Source organism: Pseudoalteromonas sp. SR41-1 (assembly GCF_014164015.1).
Classification (GTDB): Bacteria; Pseudomonadota; Gammaproteobacteria; order Enterobacterales; family Alteromonadaceae; genus Pseudoalteromonas; species Pseudoalteromonas distincta.
Genome location: NZ_JACJEK010000004.1, coordinates 1 through 21252, shown reverse-complemented (window position 1 = coordinate 21252; position 21252 = coordinate 1). Strand labels below are relative to the sequence as shown.

Here is a 21252-nt window from a genome sequence, read left to right as displayed (position 1 = left end):
GTTTAAGCTTTTAACCGCAAATATTAGACTAAATGCTGTTTGCCAATGGTGATTTTTCATGATTAATTAGCGTTAAAATAATAACCAAAACAGTTGTGCTTATGCTTAATAAAATAGCCCGCCCTTTTACTAAAATTGTAGAGCGCTATCTTCCCGACCCTTTTATATTTGTAATTTTACTTACAATAATTACCCTTGTCAGTGCGAGCTTATTTACAACCGCAACTAACATTGAAGTATTACAAGCGTGGGGAGGTGGGTTTTGGAACTTATTAAGTTTTGCGATGCAAATGCTACTAGTGTTAATTACAGGCTATATGTTGGCAAGTACGCCACCTATAAGTAAGTTATTAGAAAAACTAGCAACACTCGCAAATACAGCACCTAAAGCAATTATATTGGTAACGCTTATTTCGCTTTTAGCGAGCTGGATAAATTGGGGATTTGGCTTAGTTATTGGTGCCCTTTTTGCCAAAGCAATTGCTAAACATACTCGTGTTGATTATCGATTATTAGTAGCCAGCGCTTACTCAGGTTTTGTTGTATGGCATGGCGGATTAGCGGGTTCGATTCCTTTAACTATCGCAACCGATGGTCACTTTTCAGAGGCCAGCATTGGTATTATGAGTACAGAGCACACTTTATTTGCGGGCTTTAATATAGCCATATTAGTTGGTTTATTCATTATTATGCCGCTCGTTAATCGCTATATGCTGCCAAGCGAGCAAGAAAGCGTATATATCGACCCAGCTCTTTTACAAGAGACAACACCTAAGCCCACAACAATAACCAGACCTGCCCAACATTTGGAACAAAGTAAACTACTCGGTATGACAATTGGCTTATTAGGTTTGGCATATTTAGGCTATTACTTCTTTATTACTGGCGGAAACTTAAACCTTAATAGCGTTATTGCCGTATTTTTGTTTTTAGCTATTACGCTGCATCAAACACCCCATAATTTACTTAACAGTCTGCAACAAGCAATTCCAAGCGGGGCTGGCATTGTTATTCAATTTCCTTTTTATGCCGGCATCATGGCGGTAATGGTTGATAGCGGATTAGCACAACAGATATCACGTGGCTTTATTGCCGTTGCAGATGCTGATAGCTTGCCATTTTTGAGTTTTTTAAGTGCAGGACTCGTTAATATGTTTGTACCCTCTGGCGGTGGCCAATGGGCTGTACAAGCACCTATTGTAATACCTGCAGCACAAGAGCTAGATGCCGATATATCTCGCGTTGCAATGGCTGTTGCGTGGGGTGATGCGTGGACTAACCTAATTCAACCTTTTTGGGCATTACCAGTCCTTGCTATCGCAGGCTTAAGAGCAAAAGATATTATGGGGTTTTGTGTTGTGCAGCTATTTGTAACTGGGGTTTTTATATCGCTGGTATTGAGCTTTTATTAATTTTTAACGGGCTGTAACCAATATTACAGCCCGCTTTTACCTAGAACGATAAATACTAGCTCGATAAAATAGTCATCGGCAGGCTCAATATTGGATTTTCTGAATCGGCAAAGTGCATCATTACAGCTACATGCCCAGCTACTACAATTGCATACATAACCGCTGAAAAGCCTTGGCCATATTTATCTAGTGGCATTAAATGGGAGTAATGTCGGCCTCGCCATTCAAATACAATTTCCAGCGCACCTACAAACAAAAAGAATACCAGTAACATTAAGCCAAATGTGTAGCTCAGCCATAAACCAAACAGTACACCGAGTAAACATACACTTAGGCCAATCCATGAACGCATTGAAAAGCTAATACTTTTTAGTACATGCCCGCCATCAAGCGGCAAAATTGGTAGCAAGTTAAATAAATTTAATAACGCACTAAGCACTGCCACACCTGCAAATATTTCCATCTCGGTGGCGTAATATAAAACGACACCCAGTACCGAGGTAATTAAACCAAATGCAGGCCCCATTAATGATATAACTACATCTTGCCAACGAGTCGTTATTTTATCGTCACTTACAGCAAGCCCACCAACAAACGGGATTAAGTAAATACCTTTGGTTTTTATGCCAAAGTATTTCATTGCTCGCACATGGCCGTATTCGTGTACCACTAAGCAACCAATTAACATTAGTGCAAATTCAATACTAAATAACCACGCATAGCCTGCAACAGAAGCCCCTGCAAGCACTACTTTAATTACCTTAGCGCTTTTAAAAAGCTTAAAACCTAACGCAGCTAGCCCTAAAAAGCCTTTTTTAGGTGACCCATTTGTAGGTGCTGGCAACGCAAGTTGTGTTGCAAATTGATCATCTACAAAGAGCGAAATGCTTTGCTCTTCGACTGCCCCCGTATCGATACCTATTTTTTTGGTATCGTAAGTAAACTGATAGTAGTTTTCACGAGGGTTATCAAAGGTAATGGCTTGTTGCGCATGAAATACCTGCACAATTTTTTGCCCAGACACCATAAGCGAAAATGGTTGCTCGGCTAAAGTAAGATCTATTCTTATCATAATTAAGACCGTTTAAAATAATGGCGCTAGTATACCTAATCAGCTCAAAAACACGAGGGAAGGTGCTAGGTAACTATTTTCAAAATAAAAGCATTTGATACTGACAAAATAAAAAAACACTACTACTTTTATAGTAACTCCAAGCGATACATTGAAAGGGATAACAGTGAAGAAGATAGTGCCTAATATTTTAGTTGTTGACGATTCAAAAGCAATTTTGATCGTTATGGAAGCTATACTTAACGAATTGGGTATGTCTAACACTATAACTACGTACCTGAATGCAAAAGAAGCGCTTGAAAAAGTTAAAGAAGATATCAACTACTTTGATGCTATTTTTACTGATCTCAATATGCCCGAAATGGACGGCATGGAATTAATCCGCCACTTAGGAGAGCTACATTATCAAGGCGGTATAATAATTGTTTCTGAAATGGACCATAAAGTTATTAGCTTAGCTGCCAATCTCGCGAAACAACATAACGCGCACCTCATTGGTAATATTTCAAAGCCAGTGCAACTGTCTCAGGTTAGTAGGTTACTTACTAAAGTGGCGCAATTAAACAGCCACACTTTATTAAAAGAGCCAGCCATTTCAAAAGATGAGCTTATTGATGCATTAAAAAACGATGAAATAACGCCTTTTTACCAACCAAAAATAAACGCGGATAACAATAAAATTGAAAGCGTTGAAGTGTTAGCGCGTATTTTATCAAGTAAAGACGACAATATTATTTTACCTTGCCGTTTTATAAATACTGCCGAACAACACAACTTAATTAATCAAATTACATTTTCTCTTTTTGAAAAGGCCACCAGCGAATTCAAAAATATGACAGCACAACTAGGTCATGATTTTAAAATGGCCTTTAACTTATCGCCAACCCAGCTCGATGACCTAAACTGCCCTAATAAATTACTACTTATTTTAGAACTAAACCAACTCACACCTAGTAATATAATTATAGAAATAACAGAACAACATGCACTCTCAAGCCTCATGCAATTAGAAACAGTAAACAGATTAAGAATGCATGGCTTTGGTATATCGCTAGACGATTTTGGTGTTGGTTTTACTAATATGAATCAGCTTCGAAATCTTCCTTTTACTGAAATTAAAATAGACCGTTCACTTATTAGCCATATAGAAACAGATTTATTTTCTCAAGTGGTCGTAAGTTCGTTATTTAATATTACGAGTAAAGATAATTTAGACTTAGTAGCAGAAGGTGTTGAACGACCAGAAGAGCTCGTTTATTTAAGGCATTATAGAAGAAAACTAGCCATACAAGGTTTTTTATTTAGCCGCCCTAAACCACAAGACGAATTTATATCTTGGGCTAAAGATTGGCTAAAAACTGATGGCAGCCCCGCTTAAAGCGGTATTAATATTTAATCGGGGCTGGTTAACTAATTATCACCCCGAGTGTGTTTATCTTCTTCACTGACTATATGCGCACTGCTTGCTAAACGTTTGTGCCAACGCTGCCTTGCTACTGCGCGCATATTAGTAGATTGGTCACGCTCATCTACAATCTCTAACCCCATTAAAGCTTCAATCATATCCTCTAGCGTTACAATACCTTGCACGTCACCGTACTCATCTACAACTAGGCATATATGCGTGCGCTTTGTTAAAAGAGTTTGCAGTAACGACGATACATTTTGAGAACTCGGCACCGTATATATAGGCTTAATCAATTTGCTAATTTTGTAATCGGTACCTAAACGGTGAAATGCCAGCATAATATCGTTTTTATGCACAAACCCAACAATATCGTCGCTGTCTTTATCAAATACCAATATACGAGAAAATGACGACGAGCCGTGATCGTTTAAATACTGATTTACTGTTAAGTCTTTGTGGATTTTAAAAATTACAGTTCGAGGCGTCATTAAGTCGCATAATTTTGCATGCTTAAAATGCAACAAATTACGGATAATATCAGATTCATCTTGATGTAATGCTCCCGACTCCGTGCCTATATCTGCCATTGCCTCTATCTCTTGACGAATATAGTAAGCCTCATCGTGCTTTGGACCCATTAAATTTGTTAGCTTTTGTGAAAACCATACAAAAGGCTTTAGTGATATAACTAAAAACCGCAAAGCGTAAGTAACACTTGGCGTTAGAGCTCGCCAGTAATTAGCCCCCAAGGTTTTAGGAATAATTTCAGAAAGAATTAATACGAGGAATGTCATAATGGCTGATGCAATACCTACAGCCGCATCGGAAAACACGACAGCTGCCTGTGCGCCTACCCCAGCAGCACCCGCAGTATGGGCAACCGTATTTAAAGTTAAAATAGCAGCTAAAGGCTGATCTATATTGTTTTTAAGTTTTTCGAGCTGTTTAGCAAGCTCAGGATGATCTTTCCTAAGTGATGCAACATAGCTGGGCGAAATACTTAATAACACAGCCTCCATCACAGAACATAAAAACGAAATAACAATCGCCACTACCATATAAACTATCAGTAAAGTCACTTTCTCTCCTCTATATTGGATATGTGAGCATGGTATCAATACATGCTATATTTGGCCAAACTTCCAATAATAATAGGCATAATAATGAAATTTAGCGCACCATGGTGTCATCAAAATAAGCTATTTAAGTACGCAGCGACTCTTTTGACACTTAGCAGCTTAAGCTTTGCTGCAATAGCTGCAATAGCTGCACCATTGGATAAATCAAAAATTCAGTTTATCGGCCCACTTGCCGAAGACATGCAGTTAAAGCCTTTTCAAACACCTCATGGCAATGCCATTATTAATAACCTATTGCCGCAGCTGCAAGCAGACTCAGATAGTTTTTCTGTATTTGGGAAAAAACAAAACTGGCAGCCGTTTAATAAAATCAATGCGCTCACTTTAGGTGGGTTACAGGCACTAAAATTTAATATTGAAACAACCCGCTTTACACAAGGTACGCTTACCTTAAAAGGGATTGAGCAAGGTCAGTTATTTATTAATGGCGAACTACAAACAGGCGATAAAAATAGCTATAAGTTAGCTTTAAATAACAGTACTCACTCTATTTTAATAGTAGCCCAACAAGTAGCTAACTGGCACGATGTAACGCTTGATTTTGCACCTAAAAGCGACGTTGATAAAATTACGCTTAGCGCCTCACAAACAAAACGCTTATCTGCAAAACAATTGTTTGATGCCCCTACGATCAGCCAATTATCACTCGCACCTAATGCTAAGCAGTACGTTACTACTACTCGCACTTATAGCGATAAAACACAAAACCAAGCAAATACAGTTACTGTACTTAAAGATTCAGATAATCAAACGCTTTATCGCTTCGAAGCAGGCCAACCAAGTAACATTATTTGGAGTCCAGATAACCAATATTTAGTGTATTTGTTAAATGGTGAACTTAAACAACTTAGCCGTAAAAACTTCTCAATAAAAACATTAGCAAACGATTTAGAAGGAGCCAATGGCTTTACCTTTTATAACGACACCAGTCTTTTGTTTAGCTGGTCTAAATCACCTGAGAGCACTAACAGCTTAACCAAGCACTATAAAGGTCTACAAGATCGTTGGTCGTATGCACGTACCACCAGCCAAATTTACATGCTTGATACTAAAAGTGGTTTAACAAAAGCACTTAGCCAAGGTCCTCTTTCTTACAGCCTTGAAGATTCAAATAGTAACCGTGGCAAAGTATTAATGAGCCGCCCAGTAATGGCGATGCAAGCATCAACTCACCCTGAAACAGAGCTTGTTGAACTCGATTTAAAATCAAACAAGCTTTCATCGCTTGGTAAATTCAAAACGTTTAATTTAGCCAAATATACAAATAAAGATATTTATGTAGTTGCAGGCCCTGACTTTAAAAATGGCGCAGGCAGAGCATTACCAAAAGCTATGCTCGCTAATAACTACGACGGGCAACTTTACCTACTTACTGAAGGCGGTAAAAACGTAAAAGCACTCAGTAAACAGTTCGACCCCGCTATTGGCCAACTGCACGTTTTAGAAAACGGCGATGCGCTTATTAAAGTAACAGAGCAAGACACTCAACCACTTTACCTATTTGATTTAAGTAAACAGCGCTTTAAAAAGTTAAATACAGGATTGGATATTGTTGAACAATTTAGTTACTCACACGACCGTAATACCGAAATTTTATTAAGTGGCACTAACGCTTTAGCGCCACAACAGCTAAAGCGCCTTAACGTCAGTAAAAATAAAACAGATTTAATATGGGATTCAAAACCAAGTAGCTATGCAAATATACGACTCCCTACATTAGAAGAGTTTAATTTTAAAAATAAACATGGGGTTGAAATAACTGGCCGTGTTTACATTCCAAGCAATTTAGATAAAACTAAAAAGCACCCAGCGCTCGTGTATTACTACGGCGGTACTTCACCAGTTACGCGTGGTTTTACAGGTCGTTACCCGTTTAACTTATGGGCAGAAAATGGCTACGTTGTTTATGTAGTGCAACCTACTGGCGCAACAGGGTTTGGACAAAAGTTTTCAGCGCAGCATGTTAATGCCTGGGGCGACTACACCGCAGATGATATTATCGAAGGCACACAAGCCTTTTTAAATAAATACAACTATGTTGATAGTAAAAAAGTAGGTAACTTAGGGGCATCGTACGGTGGCTTCATGACCATGTTATTGGCAACTAAAACCGATATATTTAGTGCTTCAATAGCTCATGCGGGTATTTCTAATATTACCTCGTATTGGGGTGAAGGTTGGTGGGGCTACTTATATTCTGGCGAAGCATCAAAAAATAGCTTCCCGTGGAATAACCCTGAGCTTTACAGCCAACATAGCCCTGTATTTCATGCCGACAAAGTAACAACACCTATGCTACTTCTTCATGGTGATAGCGATACCAATGTACCTGTTGGCGAAAGCTTAACAATGTACACTGCACTTAAACTGCTTAATAAGGACGTAGAGTTAATCGAATACAAAGGCGCCGACCATCAAATTTTTGCACGCGATAAACGATTTGATTGGTGGAACACTATGCTCGCATACTTTGATAAAAAGCTAAAAAACGAGCCTCAATGGTGGGACTCGATGTATAAAAATGACTGAGCCTGAACCTTTAAAATAACGACTTAATACAGATTTATTAATAGTAGAATTAATTATTTAGCACCTTTTAATTAGTCTAAAGGTGCTAACCTCATCCTCTAATAACGTCTTATACACCTTTGAAATATTAAGTTACTTAAAACTAATAAACCCCCTTCTCAGCATTTACCTAATGGTGCTACCATACAGAGCTATAAGCATTCAAAATAAAGTACTATGGCTATTAATGTTTTATTGGTTGAAGACGATGAACTACTCGTTAAACGCATCCAAAATCACTTTGCAGATACCGAATTTACAATAGAGGTAGACCCCACTGGCGCTGATGCACTTAACATTGTAAGGCAGCGGGTAAACCTGCGCGGTGCTATATCATTAGCCATAATTGACATTGTCTTACCAAAGCGCGACGGGCTTCAGCTCGCAAAAGAATTAAACACACTGACCGATATTGGCGTTATTGTATTATCGAGTCGTGACTCCCAAGCCGATCGTATTGCAGGTCTTGCACAAGGTGCTGATGACTATATTTGTAAGCCCGTCGATTTACTTGAGTTAGAACTTCGCATGCGCGCGCTCTATAAGCGTGTTGCAGTTAACCTAGAAGACGACGAAAGCGAAGAGTTTATAGAATATGCTGACTTTAAGCTTCATCCTGATAACCGCACATTAATTACTGCTGCGGGCGTTGAGTCACGCTTAACTGAAGCCGAACATAAAGTGCTTATTTGCTTAATTAGTAATGCAGGTAAAGCCACATCCCGTGAAAAAATATCAGAAGAAATAGGCCAGCCCGATTGGAGCCCAAACGATCGTACTGTTGATGTGCTTATTGGTCGTTTACGTAAAAAATTAAATGACGAAAAAGATCAAAAACGCATCGTTACCGTACGCGGTAAAGGCTATATGCTTTCTATTTAATACTTAGTTAATTGCGCAATAAGGCGCTCAAATGCGCGGTAATTAAGTGCTTCTTTAAGCTCATTTAAACTAATGTTTTCAGCGCCTTTTAAATCACTAATAGTCCGCGCCACCTTAATTACTCTATGGTAAGAGCGTGGCGATAAAGACAACTTCTCGCTTGCTCTAGCTAAAAATTGCAACTCTGCAGGCGCAAGTTCACAGTGCACACTCATTTCTTTATTATTAAGTCTCGCATTAACCTTACCTTGGCGTTTTAGCTGCACATAATAAGCAGCCTCAACTCTTGCTCTAACCTCAGCACTGGTTTCCTCTGGTTTGGTACTTTGTAGCTCAACACTCGTTAAACGAGGTAGTTCTATTTGCAAATCAATACGGTCAATAAAAGGCCCTGATACTCGCGATAAATAACGCATAACTTGATCGGGAGTTGCCCGCTTATCAGTATGGCTTCCCGTTGGGCTTGGGTTTAATGCTGTAATAAGCTGAAACTGCGCTGGGAACTCCATTTGCCTAGCTGCACGTGAAATAGTTACTGTGCCGGTCTCCATTGGTTCACGCAGTGAATCAAGCACCTTACGCTCGAATTCCGGTAACTCATCTAAGAAGAGCACACCGTTGTGTGCCAGCGAAATTTCACCAGGCTTGGGATTTGAAGAGCCCCCCACCAAAGCAACAGCTGAGCACGTATGATGCGGATTACGAAATGGCCGCTGTCGCCAATTAGTTAAATCTATGGATTGTCCAATAATAGAGTAAAGCGCAGCTGTTGAAATAGCTTCATCGTCCGACATAGTAGGCATAATTGTAGCCATTCGCTGGGCCAGCATTGATTTACCAGTACCTGGAGGGCCTAAAAATAGTAAATTATGCCCGCCAGCTGCAGCAATTTCGAGTACTCGCTTTGCACCGGGCTGACCTTTAACATCGCTTAAATCGAGCAAAAAGTCAGGGGCTTGCGTGCAATCGGGGTACTCTATATTTAATGGCAAGGGTTGTTGATTAAGTAGGTCGCCCCATACTTCTTGAATAGAGCTTACGGCTTTGCGTTTAACGCCATTAACTAGGCTTGCTAGGCTGTCGTTTGCAAGAGGTAAAAAGCAGCAGCGATCTTCTTCTTTAGCAGCAAGTACCGAAGGTAAAATAGCGTTTACACCACGCACTTCACCATTAAGAGCAAGCTCACCATAAAACTCGTACTTATGAATATCAGGACACACTATTTGCCCAGAGGCGACTAAAATACCCACCGCAATAGCCAGATCAAACCGCCCACCATCTTTTGGTAAGTCGGCTGGGGCTAAATTTACGGTTATTCGTTGATCGGGAAAACCAAATTGAGAGTTTTCGAGTGCGCTACGTACCCTGTCTTTCGACTCTTTAACAGACGCTTCGGGCAGGCCTACAATATGAAAAGCGGGTAAACCATTTCCTAGGTGAACCTCTACAATAACTTCAGGGGCATTTATGCCCACTTGAGCACGAGAAAATATACGAGCTAACGACATTCCTTATCCTAGTAAATGGTGTGATTACACCAGTTTAGTCAGGATATTTAAAAACGTGTAATGTGATTTGCCATTTTATAGCGGCTAAACGAAGTAATAAGGTCATTAACATTCCTAATACCATCGCCATTTCGGTTGCTAACGAAAAACTAATGCCAAGCGTATAAACAGTACCACCCGCTATACAGGTAATAGCGTAAAGCTCACCCTTTAATAGCATAGGGATCTCGCGTGCAAGCACATCTCGAATTAATCCACCAAAGCAGCCTGTAATTACAGCCATAATTACCGCAGTCATATCGGGCATACCAACAAGCTGTGCTTTTTGCGCCCCCATTACTGCAAAAAAAGCTAACCCAAACGCGTCCGCTGTTTGTAAAATATAATGAGGTATCGGCTTTTGTTTATTTATAAGGCGTGTTGTAACAAATACTGAAGCGAGTATGGCAAAAAAGTAACTTTGATCGTGTAACCAAAACACTGGAACATCTAAAATTAGATCTCGCACTGTACCACCACCAATAGCAGTTACTGTCGCTAAAACTACGACCCCAAAGCCATCCATTTTTTTCTCATACGCTAGCAAAGTGCCCGATACAGCAAACACCGCAATGCCTATTAAATCAAACCAGTGGTAAAGTTCAGTCATATTTGTAACAACCTAAAAATATTTGTGTCGTTTTAACACAAACCAAACAAGGTTTTAAGTAATAACGATTTATTTTAAGAAGTTTATAACATTTTAAAGTGTATCTCAGGGGGGCGGGAGCTTGCGCTTATGAGAAGTGAATGCCTCATGCAGTGAAGATGATCTCACCACTCTCATCAAATTTTAGACATAAAAAAACACGCTTTAAGCGTGTCGTTTCATTCTTATTTATTTCAGTGGTTGCGGGAGCCGGATTTGAACCGACGACCTTCGGGTTATGAGCCCGACGAGCTACCAGACTGCTCCATCCCGCGCCTGAAATTTGTAGACTTGTTTAAAGTTGCTTACATTACAACTTGGCTTCCAATTAAAGAATTGGTTGCGGGAGCCGGATTTGAACCGACGACCTTCGGGTTATGAGCCCGACGAGCTACCAGACTGCTCCATCCCGCGCCTGTATATTTTAAGTCTATCGACTACTTTATTTTATCTCTTAAGTTAGAGTTTACAGTAACCTCAATCCCTAAGGAAATTGGTTGCGGGAGCCGGATTTGAACCGACGACCTTCGGGTTATGAGCCCGACGAGCTACCAGACTGCTCCATCCCGCGCCTGTAATTTCTTTAAAGCATTTTCGTAATATTTACGTGCCTGCCTTGAAGAGAGCGCTACTATATAGGAATAAACATTTAATGCAAGACCTAAACTAATTAAAGTTGTTCAACCGAACAAAAAGCAATCAAATTACTACTCTGCGCTCAATCTTTGATGTGGATTAATCATTTTTTGCCATTCCCAGTCGGGATGTCCCATTACTATAAAGTCAGGGTTCTCAGTACTCTCGCGTTGGTTGTACGTTAGCGGGTTAAATTCTGCATCGGTAATACAACCACCGGCTTCTTCAACAATAACTTGTGAAGCACCTGTATCCCACTCTCCCGTTGGACCAATTCTTAAAAAACAATCTGCTTTGCCCTCTGCAACAGTACAGGCTTTTAAAGAACACGAACCAATAGCAATCGTTGTAAACTGACTATTTAAATACTGACTCACCGCTTCTATTTTTTGGCGGCGGCTCACTGCAAGCGTCAAGCTCTCTGGCGGCGCTACAGATATTTGCTTATCAATTGAGTTTTCACGTTTAAAGGCACCATTTTTAGCTGTAGCAAAATAAGTCACACCTTTTGCAGGCCAATGAATAACACCAAGCACAGGATGATTATTTTCAATCAATGCAATGTTTACTGCAAAGTCGCCACTTTCTAAAATAAATTCGCCTGTACCATCCATCGGATCGAGCAACCAATAACGCTGCCAGTCCTGTCTATCGGCGAGTGCAGGTATAGGTGTTTCTTCCGACATAATTGGGATATCGGGTGCAAGTGCTTTTAATCCAGCAACCAGTACGTCATTTGCTGCTAAATCAGCTTTGGTAACAGGCGTATTATCTGATTTCTCTTGTTGGCCAATATCGCCTTTTTTATAAATGGCCATAATTGCATCGCCAGCACGCTCAGCTAATTCAATGCACGGTTCGATTAATTTATTCATCGGCAGCTCCAGACGCTAAATACTTATCTAATAATAGCAAAGCTGCAACACTGCGTGCTTCGGTAAAATCTTCTTGGTCTAATAATGACTGCCACTGAGTTAATGGCCACTTAACAACAACTAGCGGCTCTGGTTCGTCACCAATAAGGGTTTTTGGGTATAATTGCTTAGCAAATAAAATATGCATTGTGGCATTAAAGTAACTCGGCGCCATTGTTACTGTTCTTAATGGTTTAAAATACTCAGCGCCAAAGCCAATTTCTTCTTTAAGTTCTCTGTTAGCAGCTTGCTCTGGGGTTTCGCCCGGATCGATTAAGCCTTTAGGAAAACCTAACTGGTAATTGTTTGTGCCCGCACAGTATTCACGTACAAGTAGTAACTCATTATCTGCACTTAACGGAACAATCATCACTGCTCCCCGGCCACCGCCGCGAATTCGCTCATACTGGCGCTCTTCGTTATTAGAAAACTTTAACTCTAAAGACTCCACAGTAAACAGGCGACTTTTAGCAACAACATTGTTACTGAGGATTTGTGGTGGTGTTGGGTGCTTTTTCTGTGTCATTGGCGTTAATTTGCTATCATGGCAGTTAGTTCAATAATAAACCTTATAAGTTGAAATTCCTATGTTAAATTGGTCAAAAATCGATACCGTTTTGCTCGACATGGATGGAACATTACTCGATTTACATTACGACAGTCATTTTTGGCTTAACGTTATCCCTGCGCAACACGCATTAGCTAGAGGCATTAGCCTAGATGCAGCTAAAGCAGATATTTTAAAACGCTATCAAGCTGTGAGCGGCCAAATACAGTGGTATTGTTTAGATTATTGGGAGCAGCAATTAAACTTGCCTATAATGGAGCTTAAACGAGAGTCTCAGCATTTAATTAAAATGCGCGAAGACGTACCTCATTTTTTAACCGAGCTTAAAAAAGCAGGCAAAGAGTTAATTTTACTTACCAACGCCCACCCTGAGAGTGTCATGCTGAAATTTGAGCATACAGCGATTGATAACTACCTAGATGGTGTAGTGTCTACTCATGAATATGGAGTAAGTAAAGAGCAGCAAAGTTTGTGGCACCAAGTACAAAAAGACTTAGGGTTTAATAAGCAGCGCACTTTGTTTGTAGATGACAGTGTGCCGGTATTAAATGCCGCACGAGAATACGGCATCGAGCACTTACTGGCAGTTGCTAACCCTGATAGCCAACAACCACATAACGAAATAGCCGATTACCTGAGTGTTACCGACTATCGTAAGATTATTTAACTCAGTTTACGTGGGCTAGATTTTTGGGTAACGCGCTTCAAGGCCTTGGTATACTAACTTTGCAAAATCTGCATGTTCTGTATCAAGGCTTTTAACTACTTCAACTAAATGCTCGTTATCTTCTTGCCCGTTCCATTCTTTAATATAGCTACCATCTTTGTAGCCGTGATCTTGGCGGAAAAAGTTTAACGTATTTTTACCTACGTAGCCGCGATATAAATCATCAATATCCATACCCATTTGCGCCATACAGCCGGCAAAGGCAGCGGCATTAAACGTTTTATCTGCAACGGCGGAAGCCGCTAATATTTCTAGCGTTTGTTTAAAGTCATCCGCTTGTTGAGCATTACTAAGCTCAGCTTCAAGTTGCTTTGCTAAGTCTTCGTAGCTAGTTTTGCCGTCAATTCTAAGCGATAGACCAAAATGAAAAATATCAACCAACTCTAAAATAACTTGTTCAGTATCTGGTGTTTGTTTTTTCCACCATTTCCAACCATGATGATCCAGCATTTCAGCGCACTCAACCCAAATAGCGCGGTACCATTCGAATCCTTGAGTAAACCATTGCTCATGTACTTTAGTGTTCATGGCGTTTTGCATTTCTAGCATAACTACTAGCTTGTTTAAATTGGCAGACATATTCATTCCTGTCGTTTTTGATTAGTGTAATAGTACAGATAAAGGAAGCTTAACGCATCAGCACTATCTTAATATGTAGTTTACTTTGAGCCGCTAAATTCAGCCCATGAATCAATTAAATCAATGAAATCTTCAAAGCCACAACCACTACTTAAACCATTTTCTTCAAGCGCTAAATCGTCATCTTGATACGCTATTAGGTCTTCACTGTCTTGATGAAGCGCATGGGCTTCAAATAGTGCTTCGTCTTTGGTTAATATTAAATCTATTTCTTGGCCTTTTAGCGTTAGCGGCTCATAGCTTGAACTCACCGATGCAATAAGCGCTTGAACCATAGCTACTTTGTCTTTGCCTATTTCTTCGTTTAGCCAGCGACCAATAATAGCGTGTTCACTACTTATTTTAATACGTAGCCCACTAATAGGGTCGCGAATAAATTGATATTCCATAGGATTTGCCTGTAAATCTTTAATTGCGTAATTATATACGTAAACGCCCGCAAACCACAGGACATATAAAGTAAAATAGCGCCACAAGGGCGCTATTTTATTCAACTTTAAAGCAGTTAACTTCGCGATCTATAACGCGCTGCGTCAATAATCGACCATAAGTACATAATAGGCACTAGTACAAAACCTACAAGCACATAAATTAGTGCGTAACTTATTATAATAGCGAGTGCAAAAAATATAGCCGCTAAAATACGCCCTTGCACTAACTGCCCTAAACCAGGAAAAAATATATTACATAATGCTGCGATTACGTTACCGCCAGAACCTTGATCTGCCATACTAACCTCTGTATTTATTTGATTTTATAATTATTTACTTACACACTCTATGCCAATTTATTAAAGCTTACAAATCAAATAGTTAAATTAGTCTAGATTTAGAGAGTTAGTAAATTTTGCTAACTTTAGGTCAAATTAGCAATTTTTATTGTGCGTTTACGCTTTTTTGTTTGTTCAAAAAATTATCAAGTTACTCGTTTTTAAGGCTATTTTATAAATAGCTGTTTATAAAAACAGTATTTTATTTAGCCTAGCAAAAACACCTGTTATACTGCCCACAATATTGATTAAAAAGGCGTAACGATGGACGTTTCACAATTACTCGATGGCTTAAATGACAAACAACGCGATGCCGTTGCAGCCCCACTACAAAACATGCTGGTATTAGCAGGTGCTGGGTCTGGTAAAACACGAGTGTTAGTTCATCGTATTGCGTGGCTTATGCAAGTTGAGCAAGCATCTGCTTACAGTATTTTTGCCGTAACCTTTACTAATAAAGCGGCTAAAGAAATGCGCAGCCGCGTTGAAGAAACACTAAAAGCCCCTGTAGGTGGTATGTGGATTGGTACGTTCCATGGTTTGTCGCATCGTATTTTACGTGCTCATCACCGTGAAGCTAACTTACCAGAAGCCTTTCAAATTTTAGACTCTGACGATCAACTTCGGATGATCAAGCGCTTATTAAAATCGATGAATATCGATGATAAAAAATGGCCCGCCAAACAATTTGGCTGGTACATCAGCGCTAAAAAAGATGAAGCACTTCGCCCTAAAGATATTCAAGCATACGATATTAACGAGCAAATGATGCTGCGTGTTTACGCCGCCTACCAAGAGGCCTGTGATAGAGCAGGCCTAGTAGATTTTGCCGAAATATTACTACGCAGCTACGAAGTGTTAAAAAATAACCCAACGTTACTGCGTCATTATCAGCAACGCTTTGCACATATGCTCGTAGACGAGTTCCAAGATACAAATACCATTCAATATGCTTGGTTAAAGTTACTTGCAGGCGATACAAGCAGTATCATGATTGTAGGCGACGATGACCAAAGTATTTACGGTTGGCGCGGTGCTAAAATCGAAAATATTAAACGATTTTTAACTGACTTTAGCGCAGAAACCATTCGTCTTGAACAAAACTACCGTTCAACAGCAACTATTTTGAAAGCGTCTAATGCATTAATTCAAAATAACTCAGAGCGTATGGGTAAAAGCTTATGGACCGACGGTAACGATGGCGAGCCAATTTCTATTTATGCGGCATTTAATGAGTTAGACGAAGCACGCTTTGTAAGTAGCAAACTACGAAGCTGGTTAAATGCAGGTAATGCCCTACAAGATGCCGCAATTTTATACCGTAGTAACGCGCAATCTCGTGTACTCGAGGAGGCCATGCTGCAAGAAGGCTTAAAATACCGTATTTATGGGGGTATGCGATTCTTCGAACGACAAGAAATTAAAGATGCGTTGTCGTACTTACGCCTAGTAGGTAATCGTCAAGACGATGCCGCGTTTGAGCGTGTAATTAATACGCCAACACGCGGTATTGGCGATAAAACATTGAGCCATATACGCGATTGTGCACGAGCAGAATCGTTACCGCTTTGGTATGCCGCAAAAGCAATTGTAGAACAACAGCATTTATCTGGTCGTGCTTCTGGTGCAGTAAGTAAGTTTGTAGAACTCGTTGAACAAATAGAAGATAAAATTAGCGACCTAACTTTGCATGAGCAAGCCAAGTACACAATTCAAACCTCAGGCTTAATGGCAATGTACCAAGCCGAAAAAGGTGAAAAAGGCCGTGCTCGCGTAGAAAACTTAGAAGAGCTAATTAGCGCATGTGATCAGTATGAGCTGCCTGAAGACGAAGAGTACAGCTCACCTTTACAAGGCTTTTTAGCCCATACGTCACTTGAGTCAGGTGAAGGACAAGCAGAAGAGCACGAAGACGCCGTACAAATGATGACGCTTCACTCAGCTAAAGGCTTAGAGTTTCCGCTAGTGTTTATGGTAGGCGTAGAAGAAGGCATGTTCCCTTCTCAGCAAAGCAACGAAGAGTCGGGTCGCTTAGAAGAAGAGCGCCGCCTTTGTTATGTAGGCATGACACGAGCAATGGATAAGTTATACATTAGCCATGCTGAGAGTCGCCGTTTATACGGGCAAGAAAAATACCATAGCCCATCTCGCTTTTTACGCGAAATCCCTGAAGACTGCGTAGAAGAAATCCGTATTAAAACACAGGTTTCTCGCCCGCCTGCCGCTGGGCGTTTTAGCGCATCAGTTAGCCATGCCGCATTTGAAGACAGTGGCTTTAACTTAGGACAACGCGTACTGCATGCTAAGTTTGGTATTGGTACTGTACTGAATTATGAAGGTAGTGGCGCACAATCTCGCGTACAAGTTAACTTTGACGACCTTGGTAGCAAATGGTTAGTAACGGCCTATGCACGATTACAAGCGGTATAAAGCACACCTAAATGAGTTAGAGCAACAATTAGCTGGCGCGTATCATCGTCAGCTAGTGTTGATCACGGGCAGCCCAGCTTGGTGTTATGAAATACTTAACTCATTAATAGATGAAAACAATACACTTGTTGTATCAAAGCAGTGCGCGATTAAAAATTCGTACTGGCCTACTCGCACACACCAAATTTTAGGGCAAGAATTTGCTCATGCTGTTTACGATGGTTTTAGTGGTTTGCACCCTGATAAACTTGCAGCACTTGCCGGCACCGTTAAAGCAGGCGGTATACTGTTTTTATTACTGCCTGAACTAGATAATTTAGCCTCTTGGCAAGATCCCGCATTAAGTACAGTGCAATCACACGGTCACACCATTGAATACAGTTTATTTAATCAACGTTTCGCGAATATTATTAAGCAATTACCCGCTTTTAATTTTAGTGAAAAAAATGGCTGTATTAGTAATAACGCTAGCTATGTAATGCATAATAAAATTGATTATCAACCACAGCAAAACTGCGTTGAACAAATAGTAAAAGTAGCTAATGGCCGTGCCAACAGACCTTTACTCATTAATGCCGATAGAGGCAGAGGTAAGTCGGCTGCACTCGGATTAGCAACAGCAAAATTAACTGATAAAAAAGTCATTATTTGCAGTACCCAGTTTAAAGCGACCCATAGCAGCTTTAAACATTTAGCCAAAGAGTTAGGTATACAATATAACGCTGATGATAAACAGCTCGCTAACTTACATTACGTTGCACCTGACGCGTTATTAAATACGCTACCTGAGTGCGATTTATTACTAGTGGATGAAGCTGCCGCAATCCCTGTTCCGTTATTGCTAAAAATGCTAGCTCATTACCCTCGTATAGTCTTTGCAAGCACTCTGGTTGGGTATGAAGGCAATGGTAGGGGTTATACCATTCGCTTTAGTAACTATATTAAAGCACACTATAAAGCCTCTAAAGTTGTAACACTTGATGAGCCACTGCGCTTTGCTAAACACGATCCTCTTGAGCAACACATTCGCACACTACTAGCACTCGATGCACAATATATAGAGTTAAGTAGTAATGAATTAGAGCAGCCAGTACATAGCGAAATAACTCAGCAATCCCTTGTAAACAATGAGCCTTTACTGCAGCAAGTTATTGCCCTACTTGCACTGGCTCACTATCAAAGTAGTGTCAACGACTTACGCCAACTACTAGACGCACCATCGCAAAGACTATTTATTAGCAAAATTAATAATCAATTAGTTGGCGTATGCTTAATCGCCATAGAAGGTGGTTTGAGTGAAGAACTTGCCCTACAGATTATAAGTGGAGAGCGCCGTCCGCAAGGGCATTTAATGGCGCAAGCACTCTCACAACTTAGCTTTAATAATGACTGTTTAACGCAACTGAGCGCTCGCGTTGTACGAATAGCGATTGATCCGAGTTCCCACAATATAGGACTTGGTAAAAAGCTACTTAGTTTTTGCGAATCGCAGGTAAAAAGCCAATGTAGTTGGCTTGGTGCAAGCTTTGGGGCAACAGCGCAGTTACTTAATTTTTGGCAAAATCTAGGGTTTGATACTGTAAAATTAGGTTATCAACGCGATAAAAGCACCGCTGAAAATTCGGCGCTTGTGGTTAAATGCTTAAGTGACAAAAGTACAATTATTCAACCTTTGAAAAAGCAGTTTAAAAACGATTTTTTTTATGGGCTTTTAACACACTTTAAAACACTAGATTGGCAACTCGTGAATATCCTAATTGAAGGATTTAGCGACGAGTTAATAAGCCTAGAGACTCACGAGCGACTAGCGCTGCTCACTAAAAGTAACTTCACTCAATTTAGTATCTCTGCAACTCTTTGGCAGTTACTGAGCCAGTCACCTTCTTGTATATCTCAATTAACAGAGTCTGATAAACAACTGTTAATAAAGTTAGTACTTCAAAATGAAAGTAATGAAAAAGTGATTCAACACTTAGGTTTATTAGGAAAAAAGCAGCTTGAGAATCAATTTAAACGTGCCATAAAAAACCTCACTAGCACCATCTAATAATTTCTAGTTGCCCTATCTCTGTTAAATTTTATCCATCTTTAAGCTATTTATTTAATTTGTTCTATCCTTAAAGCATTAATAGGTAAATTAAGATAAAGGCATGGAATTAATAAACTTTAAAGTGGGCTGCAAAACAATTTCGCTAAAAATACTCGATATTTTATTAACTGAGCGCTTTGACAATAATCTAACAACTTTACCAAACAATAATAAAAGCTTTATTGGTGTTAAAGATTATATGGATATACCAACACCTGTTTTTGATTTAGGTATTATTTTAAATAATATCTCAACTGAACAAAGTAATGCGCATGTACTAAAACAACTAAGAATATGGCAAGACAAACTATTAAACTGGTTTAATACCTTTCAAAGTAACTTATTAAATAGCTCGGCTTCTATTTCAAATAATGACGCAGAACTACAAGATTTTGTTTTGTTTTACAAAGAATTCAACACCGACAATGAAGACTTAAAATTAACAATGTCTCGACTTGACGAACCCTTCCAATCATTACTAGAGACAGCAAAAGCAGCTATAGCAGCCCATAATCGAAGTGATCATAAACAAGTATCAGCTCTGCTCGACAAAATTAAGCGTAATAGTCTAATTCAGCTTGAGCGTTTATTTGAATCCGCTAAAGAGCAAATAACCTTAGACTATAAACCTATTATTGTTTTCACCACCAAAGACGGACTAAATCCACATGTTGGTTTATTAGTAGATAAGGTTGAAGATAATATCGACTATAAAAAAGAAGACATAAAGCCACTGGATAAGCTCACTGAGGTTGGTTTTGATCTAGACCCACAAACTAAAAATATGATGCTAGGATTAATCAAGCTCCCCCAAAAGCATAGTGTATTAATTGATCCAAGCGTAATATTTAAACCAACCCAAATAGAAGAACCCGAAAGTGAAGAAACCCAAGCTTACGGATTATTTTAAATAGCCTTTAGATTTGGCTATAAACTTTAGTACTGGAATAATGAGCTATTCCGCTCAACTTGTACATTTAGATGAATAGAAGAATCGAGTATGTAATGTCCGTTACTCCCCATATTTCACTTTTCTGCAGATGTAAAAAAGCCCGACTATTTCTAGTCAGGCTCTCTACAATTTGAGGTCTGTGCGCTATGCAGTAGAATGTCGTAGTGCCCACAGCGGTGGAGAGCCACAGTGAAATGCTACACTCTCTTTGTGTCGGGAGTCGCTGTGCTCGCCCGACCTACGTGATAGGTGTTGCTGTGAGTGTGTGTTAATTGCGCACATTTTACTTTTCTGCAGACGTAAAAAAGCCCGACTATTTCTAGTCGGGCTGTCTACAATTTGAAGCTTGGTGGTGTCGTAGTGCCCACAGCGGTAGAAAGTCACATAGCAAATGCTACACTATCGTTGGCCGGGGCTCGCCTTCGAGCTGTTTGGTTTCACTACTGAGTTCGGGATGGGCTCTTGGCTATTTACTAAATCCCAGAAAGCAAAAAACCCGTCACATTGCTGTAACGGGTCTCTACAATTTGAAGCCTGGTAATGTCCTACTTTCACATAGCAAATGCTACACTATCATCGGCGCTGTTTCGTTTCACTACTGAGTTCGGCATGGAGTCAGGTGGGTCCAAAACGCTATTGTCACCAAGCAAATTTGGGCGTTAATCCGTATTTCTACGCACTAACTGAATTTGGAAAATATCTGATAATATTTTTTAAGTTTTTCTTTAAGTAATTTCTACTTTAGTCATATTAACTTCTGTCAAACTGTCGCATAAAACGCGTTTGGCGTTGTATGGTTAAGCCTCACGGGTAATTAGTACAAGTTAGCTTAATGGCTCACACCACTTCCA

17 protein-coding genes, 3 tRNA genes and 1 rRNA gene are annotated in these 21252 nt (G+C 39.8%); 8 read left to right on the top strand and 13 right to left on the bottom strand.

What is annotated here, in order from left to right; all coding sequences use genetic code 11:
- Positions 1-101: 101 nt before the first annotated feature.
- On the top strand, positions 102-1412 hold the full coding sequence (locus tag H5118_RS04215; RefSeq protein ID WP_182747914.1) for a short-chain fatty acid transporter: 1311 nt from the start codon (positions 102-104) through the stop codon (positions 1410-1412).
- A gap of 55 nt (positions 1413-1467) precedes the next feature.
- On the opposite strand, the gene H5118_RS04210 is transcribed toward H5118_RS04215, so the two are convergent.
- Positions 1468-2484 (bottom strand): metalloprotease, encoded by a 1017-nt coding sequence (locus H5118_RS04210; RefSeq protein ID WP_182747913.1) that lies wholly within the window; start codon positions 2482-2484, stop codon positions 1468-1470.
- Between the two features lie 166 nt (positions 2485-2650).
- Between H5118_RS04210 and H5118_RS04205 the strand changes: the two genes are divergently transcribed.
- Positions 2651-3862, top strand: coding sequence for an EAL domain-containing protein (locus H5118_RS04205; RefSeq protein ID WP_182747911.1), 1212 nt, complete (start codon positions 2651-2653; stop codon positions 3860-3862).
- Positions 3863-3894: 32 nt separating this feature from the next.
- Here H5118_RS04205 and H5118_RS04200 read toward each other — a convergent pair whose 3' ends face one another.
- Positions 3895-4971: a hemolysin family protein gene (locus H5118_RS04200; RefSeq protein ID WP_182747909.1), complete on the bottom strand. Its 1077-nt coding sequence runs from the start codon at positions 4969-4971 to the stop codon at positions 3895-3897.
- Positions 4972-5055: 84 nt separating this feature from the next.
- Here H5118_RS04200 and H5118_RS04195 point away from each other — a divergent pair, with 84 nt between their 5' ends.
- Both H5118_RS04195 and H5118_RS04190 read left to right on the top strand, forming a co-directional pair.
- Positions 5056-7560, top strand: a complete 2505-nt coding sequence (locus H5118_RS04195; RefSeq protein WP_182747908.1) for a S9 family peptidase — start codon at positions 5056-5058, stop codon at positions 7558-7560.
- A 216-nt stretch (positions 7561-7776) separates the two neighbouring features.
- Positions 7777-8481, top strand: a complete 705-nt coding sequence (locus tag H5118_RS04190; protein WP_002957913.1) for a response regulator transcription factor — start codon at positions 7777-7779, stop codon at positions 8479-8481.
- Here H5118_RS04190 and H5118_RS04185 read toward each other — a convergent pair.
- From H5118_RS04185 to nudE, 7 genes are all read right to left on the bottom strand, one after another.
- The gene (locus tag H5118_RS04185; protein ID WP_182712002.1) at positions 8478-9989 is read right to left on the bottom strand and encodes a YifB family Mg chelatase-like AAA ATPase; all 1512 of its coding nucleotides are present in this window, start codon (positions 9987-9989) and stop codon (positions 8478-8480) included. The genes H5118_RS04190 and H5118_RS04185 overlap by 4 nt on opposite strands.
- Before the next feature lie 34 nt (positions 9990-10023).
- The gene (locus H5118_RS04180) at positions 10024-10638 is read right to left on the bottom strand and encodes a trimeric intracellular cation channel family protein (protein WP_002957915.1); all 615 of its coding nucleotides are present in this window, start codon (positions 10636-10638) and stop codon (positions 10024-10026) included.
- Positions 10639-10875: 237 nt separating this feature from the next.
- Positions 10876-10952 (bottom strand) — tRNA-Met (locus H5118_RS04175).
- Between the two features lie 62 nt (positions 10953-11014).
- Positions 11015-11091, bottom strand: a tRNA-Met gene (locus H5118_RS04170).
- An 80-nt stretch (positions 11092-11171) separates the two neighbouring features.
- Positions 11172-11248 (bottom strand) — tRNA-Met (locus H5118_RS04165).
- A gap of 136 nt (positions 11249-11384) precedes the next feature.
- Positions 11385-12188 (bottom strand): 3'(2'),5'-bisphosphate nucleotidase CysQ, encoded by an 804-nt coding sequence (gene cysQ / locus H5118_RS04160; RefSeq protein ID WP_002963016.1) that lies wholly within the window; start codon positions 12186-12188, stop codon positions 11385-11387.
- Positions 12181-12753 carry an ADP compounds hydrolase NudE gene (gene nudE / locus H5118_RS04155; RefSeq protein WP_165744910.1) on the bottom strand — a complete coding sequence of 191 codons (573 nt, stop codon included), beginning with the start codon at positions 12751-12753 and terminating at the stop codon, positions 12181-12183. The genes cysQ and nudE overlap by 8 nt, the downstream gene beginning before the upstream one ends.
- A 61-nt stretch (positions 12754-12814) precedes the next feature.
- Here nudE and yrfG point away from each other — a divergent pair, with 61 nt between their 5' ends.
- Positions 12815-13462 (top strand): GMP/IMP nucleotidase, encoded by a 648-nt coding sequence (gene yrfG, locus H5118_RS04150; protein ID WP_165724387.1) that lies wholly within the window; start codon positions 12815-12817, stop codon positions 13460-13462.
- Between the two features lie 15 nt (positions 13463-13477).
- Here the strand turns inward: yrfG and H5118_RS04145 are convergent, their stop codons facing one another.
- The 3 genes from H5118_RS04145 to H5118_RS04135 all read right to left on the bottom strand — a co-directional run bounded on the left by H5118_RS04145 (position 13478) and on the right by H5118_RS04135 (position 14891).
- On the bottom strand, positions 13478-14101 hold the full coding sequence (locus H5118_RS04145) for a dUTP diphosphatase (RefSeq protein ID WP_002963012.1): 624 nt from the start codon (positions 14099-14101) through the stop codon (positions 13478-13480).
- Between the two features lie 80 nt (positions 14102-14181).
- On the bottom strand, positions 14182-14550 hold the full coding sequence (locus tag H5118_RS04140; RefSeq protein ID WP_002963010.1) for a YacL family protein: 369 nt from the start codon (positions 14548-14550) through the stop codon (positions 14182-14184).
- Between the two features lie 116 nt (positions 14551-14666).
- Entirely contained in the window at positions 14667-14891 is a 225-nt protein-coding gene (locus H5118_RS04135; RefSeq protein ID WP_182747907.1) for a hypothetical protein, read from the bottom strand.
- A gap of 303 nt (positions 14892-15194) precedes the next feature.
- Between H5118_RS04135 and uvrD the strand changes: the two genes are divergently transcribed.
- From uvrD to H5118_RS04120, 3 genes are all read left to right on the top strand, one after another.
- A complete protein-coding gene (gene uvrD, locus H5118_RS04130) occupies positions 15195-17360 on the top strand; it encodes a DNA helicase II (protein ID WP_182747906.1) in 2166 nt (721 codons plus the stop codon).
- Entirely contained in the window at positions 17338-19407 is a 2070-nt protein-coding gene (locus tag H5118_RS04125; RefSeq protein WP_182747905.1) for a GNAT family N-acetyltransferase, read from the top strand. The genes uvrD and H5118_RS04125 overlap by 23 nt, the downstream gene beginning before the upstream one ends.
- A 103-nt stretch (positions 19408-19510) precedes the next feature.
- Complete coding sequence (locus H5118_RS04120; RefSeq protein WP_182747904.1) at positions 19511-20359, top strand: chemotaxis protein; 849 nt, start codon at positions 19511-19513, stop codon at positions 20357-20359.
- 574 nt (positions 20360-20933) lie between these two features.
- Here the strand turns inward: H5118_RS04120 and rrf are convergent.
- Positions 20934-21048, bottom strand: a 5S ribosomal RNA gene (gene rrf / locus H5118_RS04115).
- Positions 21049-21252: the final 204 nt, after the last annotated feature.

Excerpts from the sequence above, each read along its gene's own strand:
- H5118_RS04215 (WP_182747914.1), top strand. The coding sequence starts at position 102 with ATGCTTAATAAAATAGCCCGCCCTTTTACTAAAATTGTAGAGCGCTAT.
- H5118_RS04210 (WP_182747913.1), bottom strand. The coding sequence starts at position 2,484 with ATGATAAGAATAGATCTTACTTTAGCCGAGCAACCATTTTCGCTTATG.
- H5118_RS04195 (WP_182747908.1), top strand. The coding sequence starts at position 5,056 with ATGAAATTTAGCGCACCATGGTGTCATCAAAATAAGCTATTTAAGTAC.
- H5118_RS04190 (WP_002957913.1), top strand. The coding sequence starts at position 7,777 with ATGGCTATTAATGTTTTATTGGTTGAAGACGATGAACTACTCGTTAAA.
- H5118_RS04185 (WP_182712002.1), bottom strand. The coding sequence starts at position 9,989 with ATGTCGTTAGCTCGTATATTTTCTCGTGCTCAAGTGGGCATAAATGCC.
- H5118_RS04180 (WP_002957915.1), bottom strand. The coding sequence starts at position 10,638 with ATGACTGAACTTTACCACTGGTTTGATTTAATAGGCATTGCGGTGTTT.
- cysQ (WP_002963016.1), bottom strand. The coding sequence starts at position 12,188 with ATGAATAAATTAATCGAACCGTGCATTGAATTAGCTGAGCGTGCTGGC.
- nudE (WP_165744910.1), bottom strand. The coding sequence starts at position 12,753 with ATGACACAGAAAAAGCACCCAACACCACCACAAATCCTCAGTAACAAT.
- yrfG (WP_165724387.1), top strand. The coding sequence starts at position 12,815 with ATGTTAAATTGGTCAAAAATCGATACCGTTTTGCTCGACATGGATGGA.
- H5118_RS04145 (WP_002963012.1), bottom strand. The coding sequence starts at position 14,101 with ATGTCTGCCAATTTAAACAAGCTAGTAGTTATGCTAGAAATGCAAAAC.
- H5118_RS04140 (WP_002963010.1), bottom strand. The coding sequence starts at position 14,550 with ATGGAATATCAATTTATTCGCGACCCTATTAGTGGGCTACGTATTAAA.
- H5118_RS04135 (WP_182747907.1), bottom strand. The coding sequence starts at position 14,891 with ATGGCAGATCAAGGTTCTGGCGGTAACGTAATCGCAGCATTATGTAAT.
- uvrD (WP_182747906.1), top strand. The coding sequence starts at position 15,195 with ATGGACGTTTCACAATTACTCGATGGCTTAAATGACAAACAACGCGAT.
- H5118_RS04125 (WP_182747905.1), top strand. The coding sequence starts at position 17,338 with ATGCACGATTACAAGCGGTATAAAGCACACCTAAATGAGTTAGAGCAA.
- H5118_RS04120 (WP_182747904.1), top strand. The coding sequence starts at position 19,511 with ATGGAATTAATAAACTTTAAAGTGGGCTGCAAAACAATTTCGCTAAAA.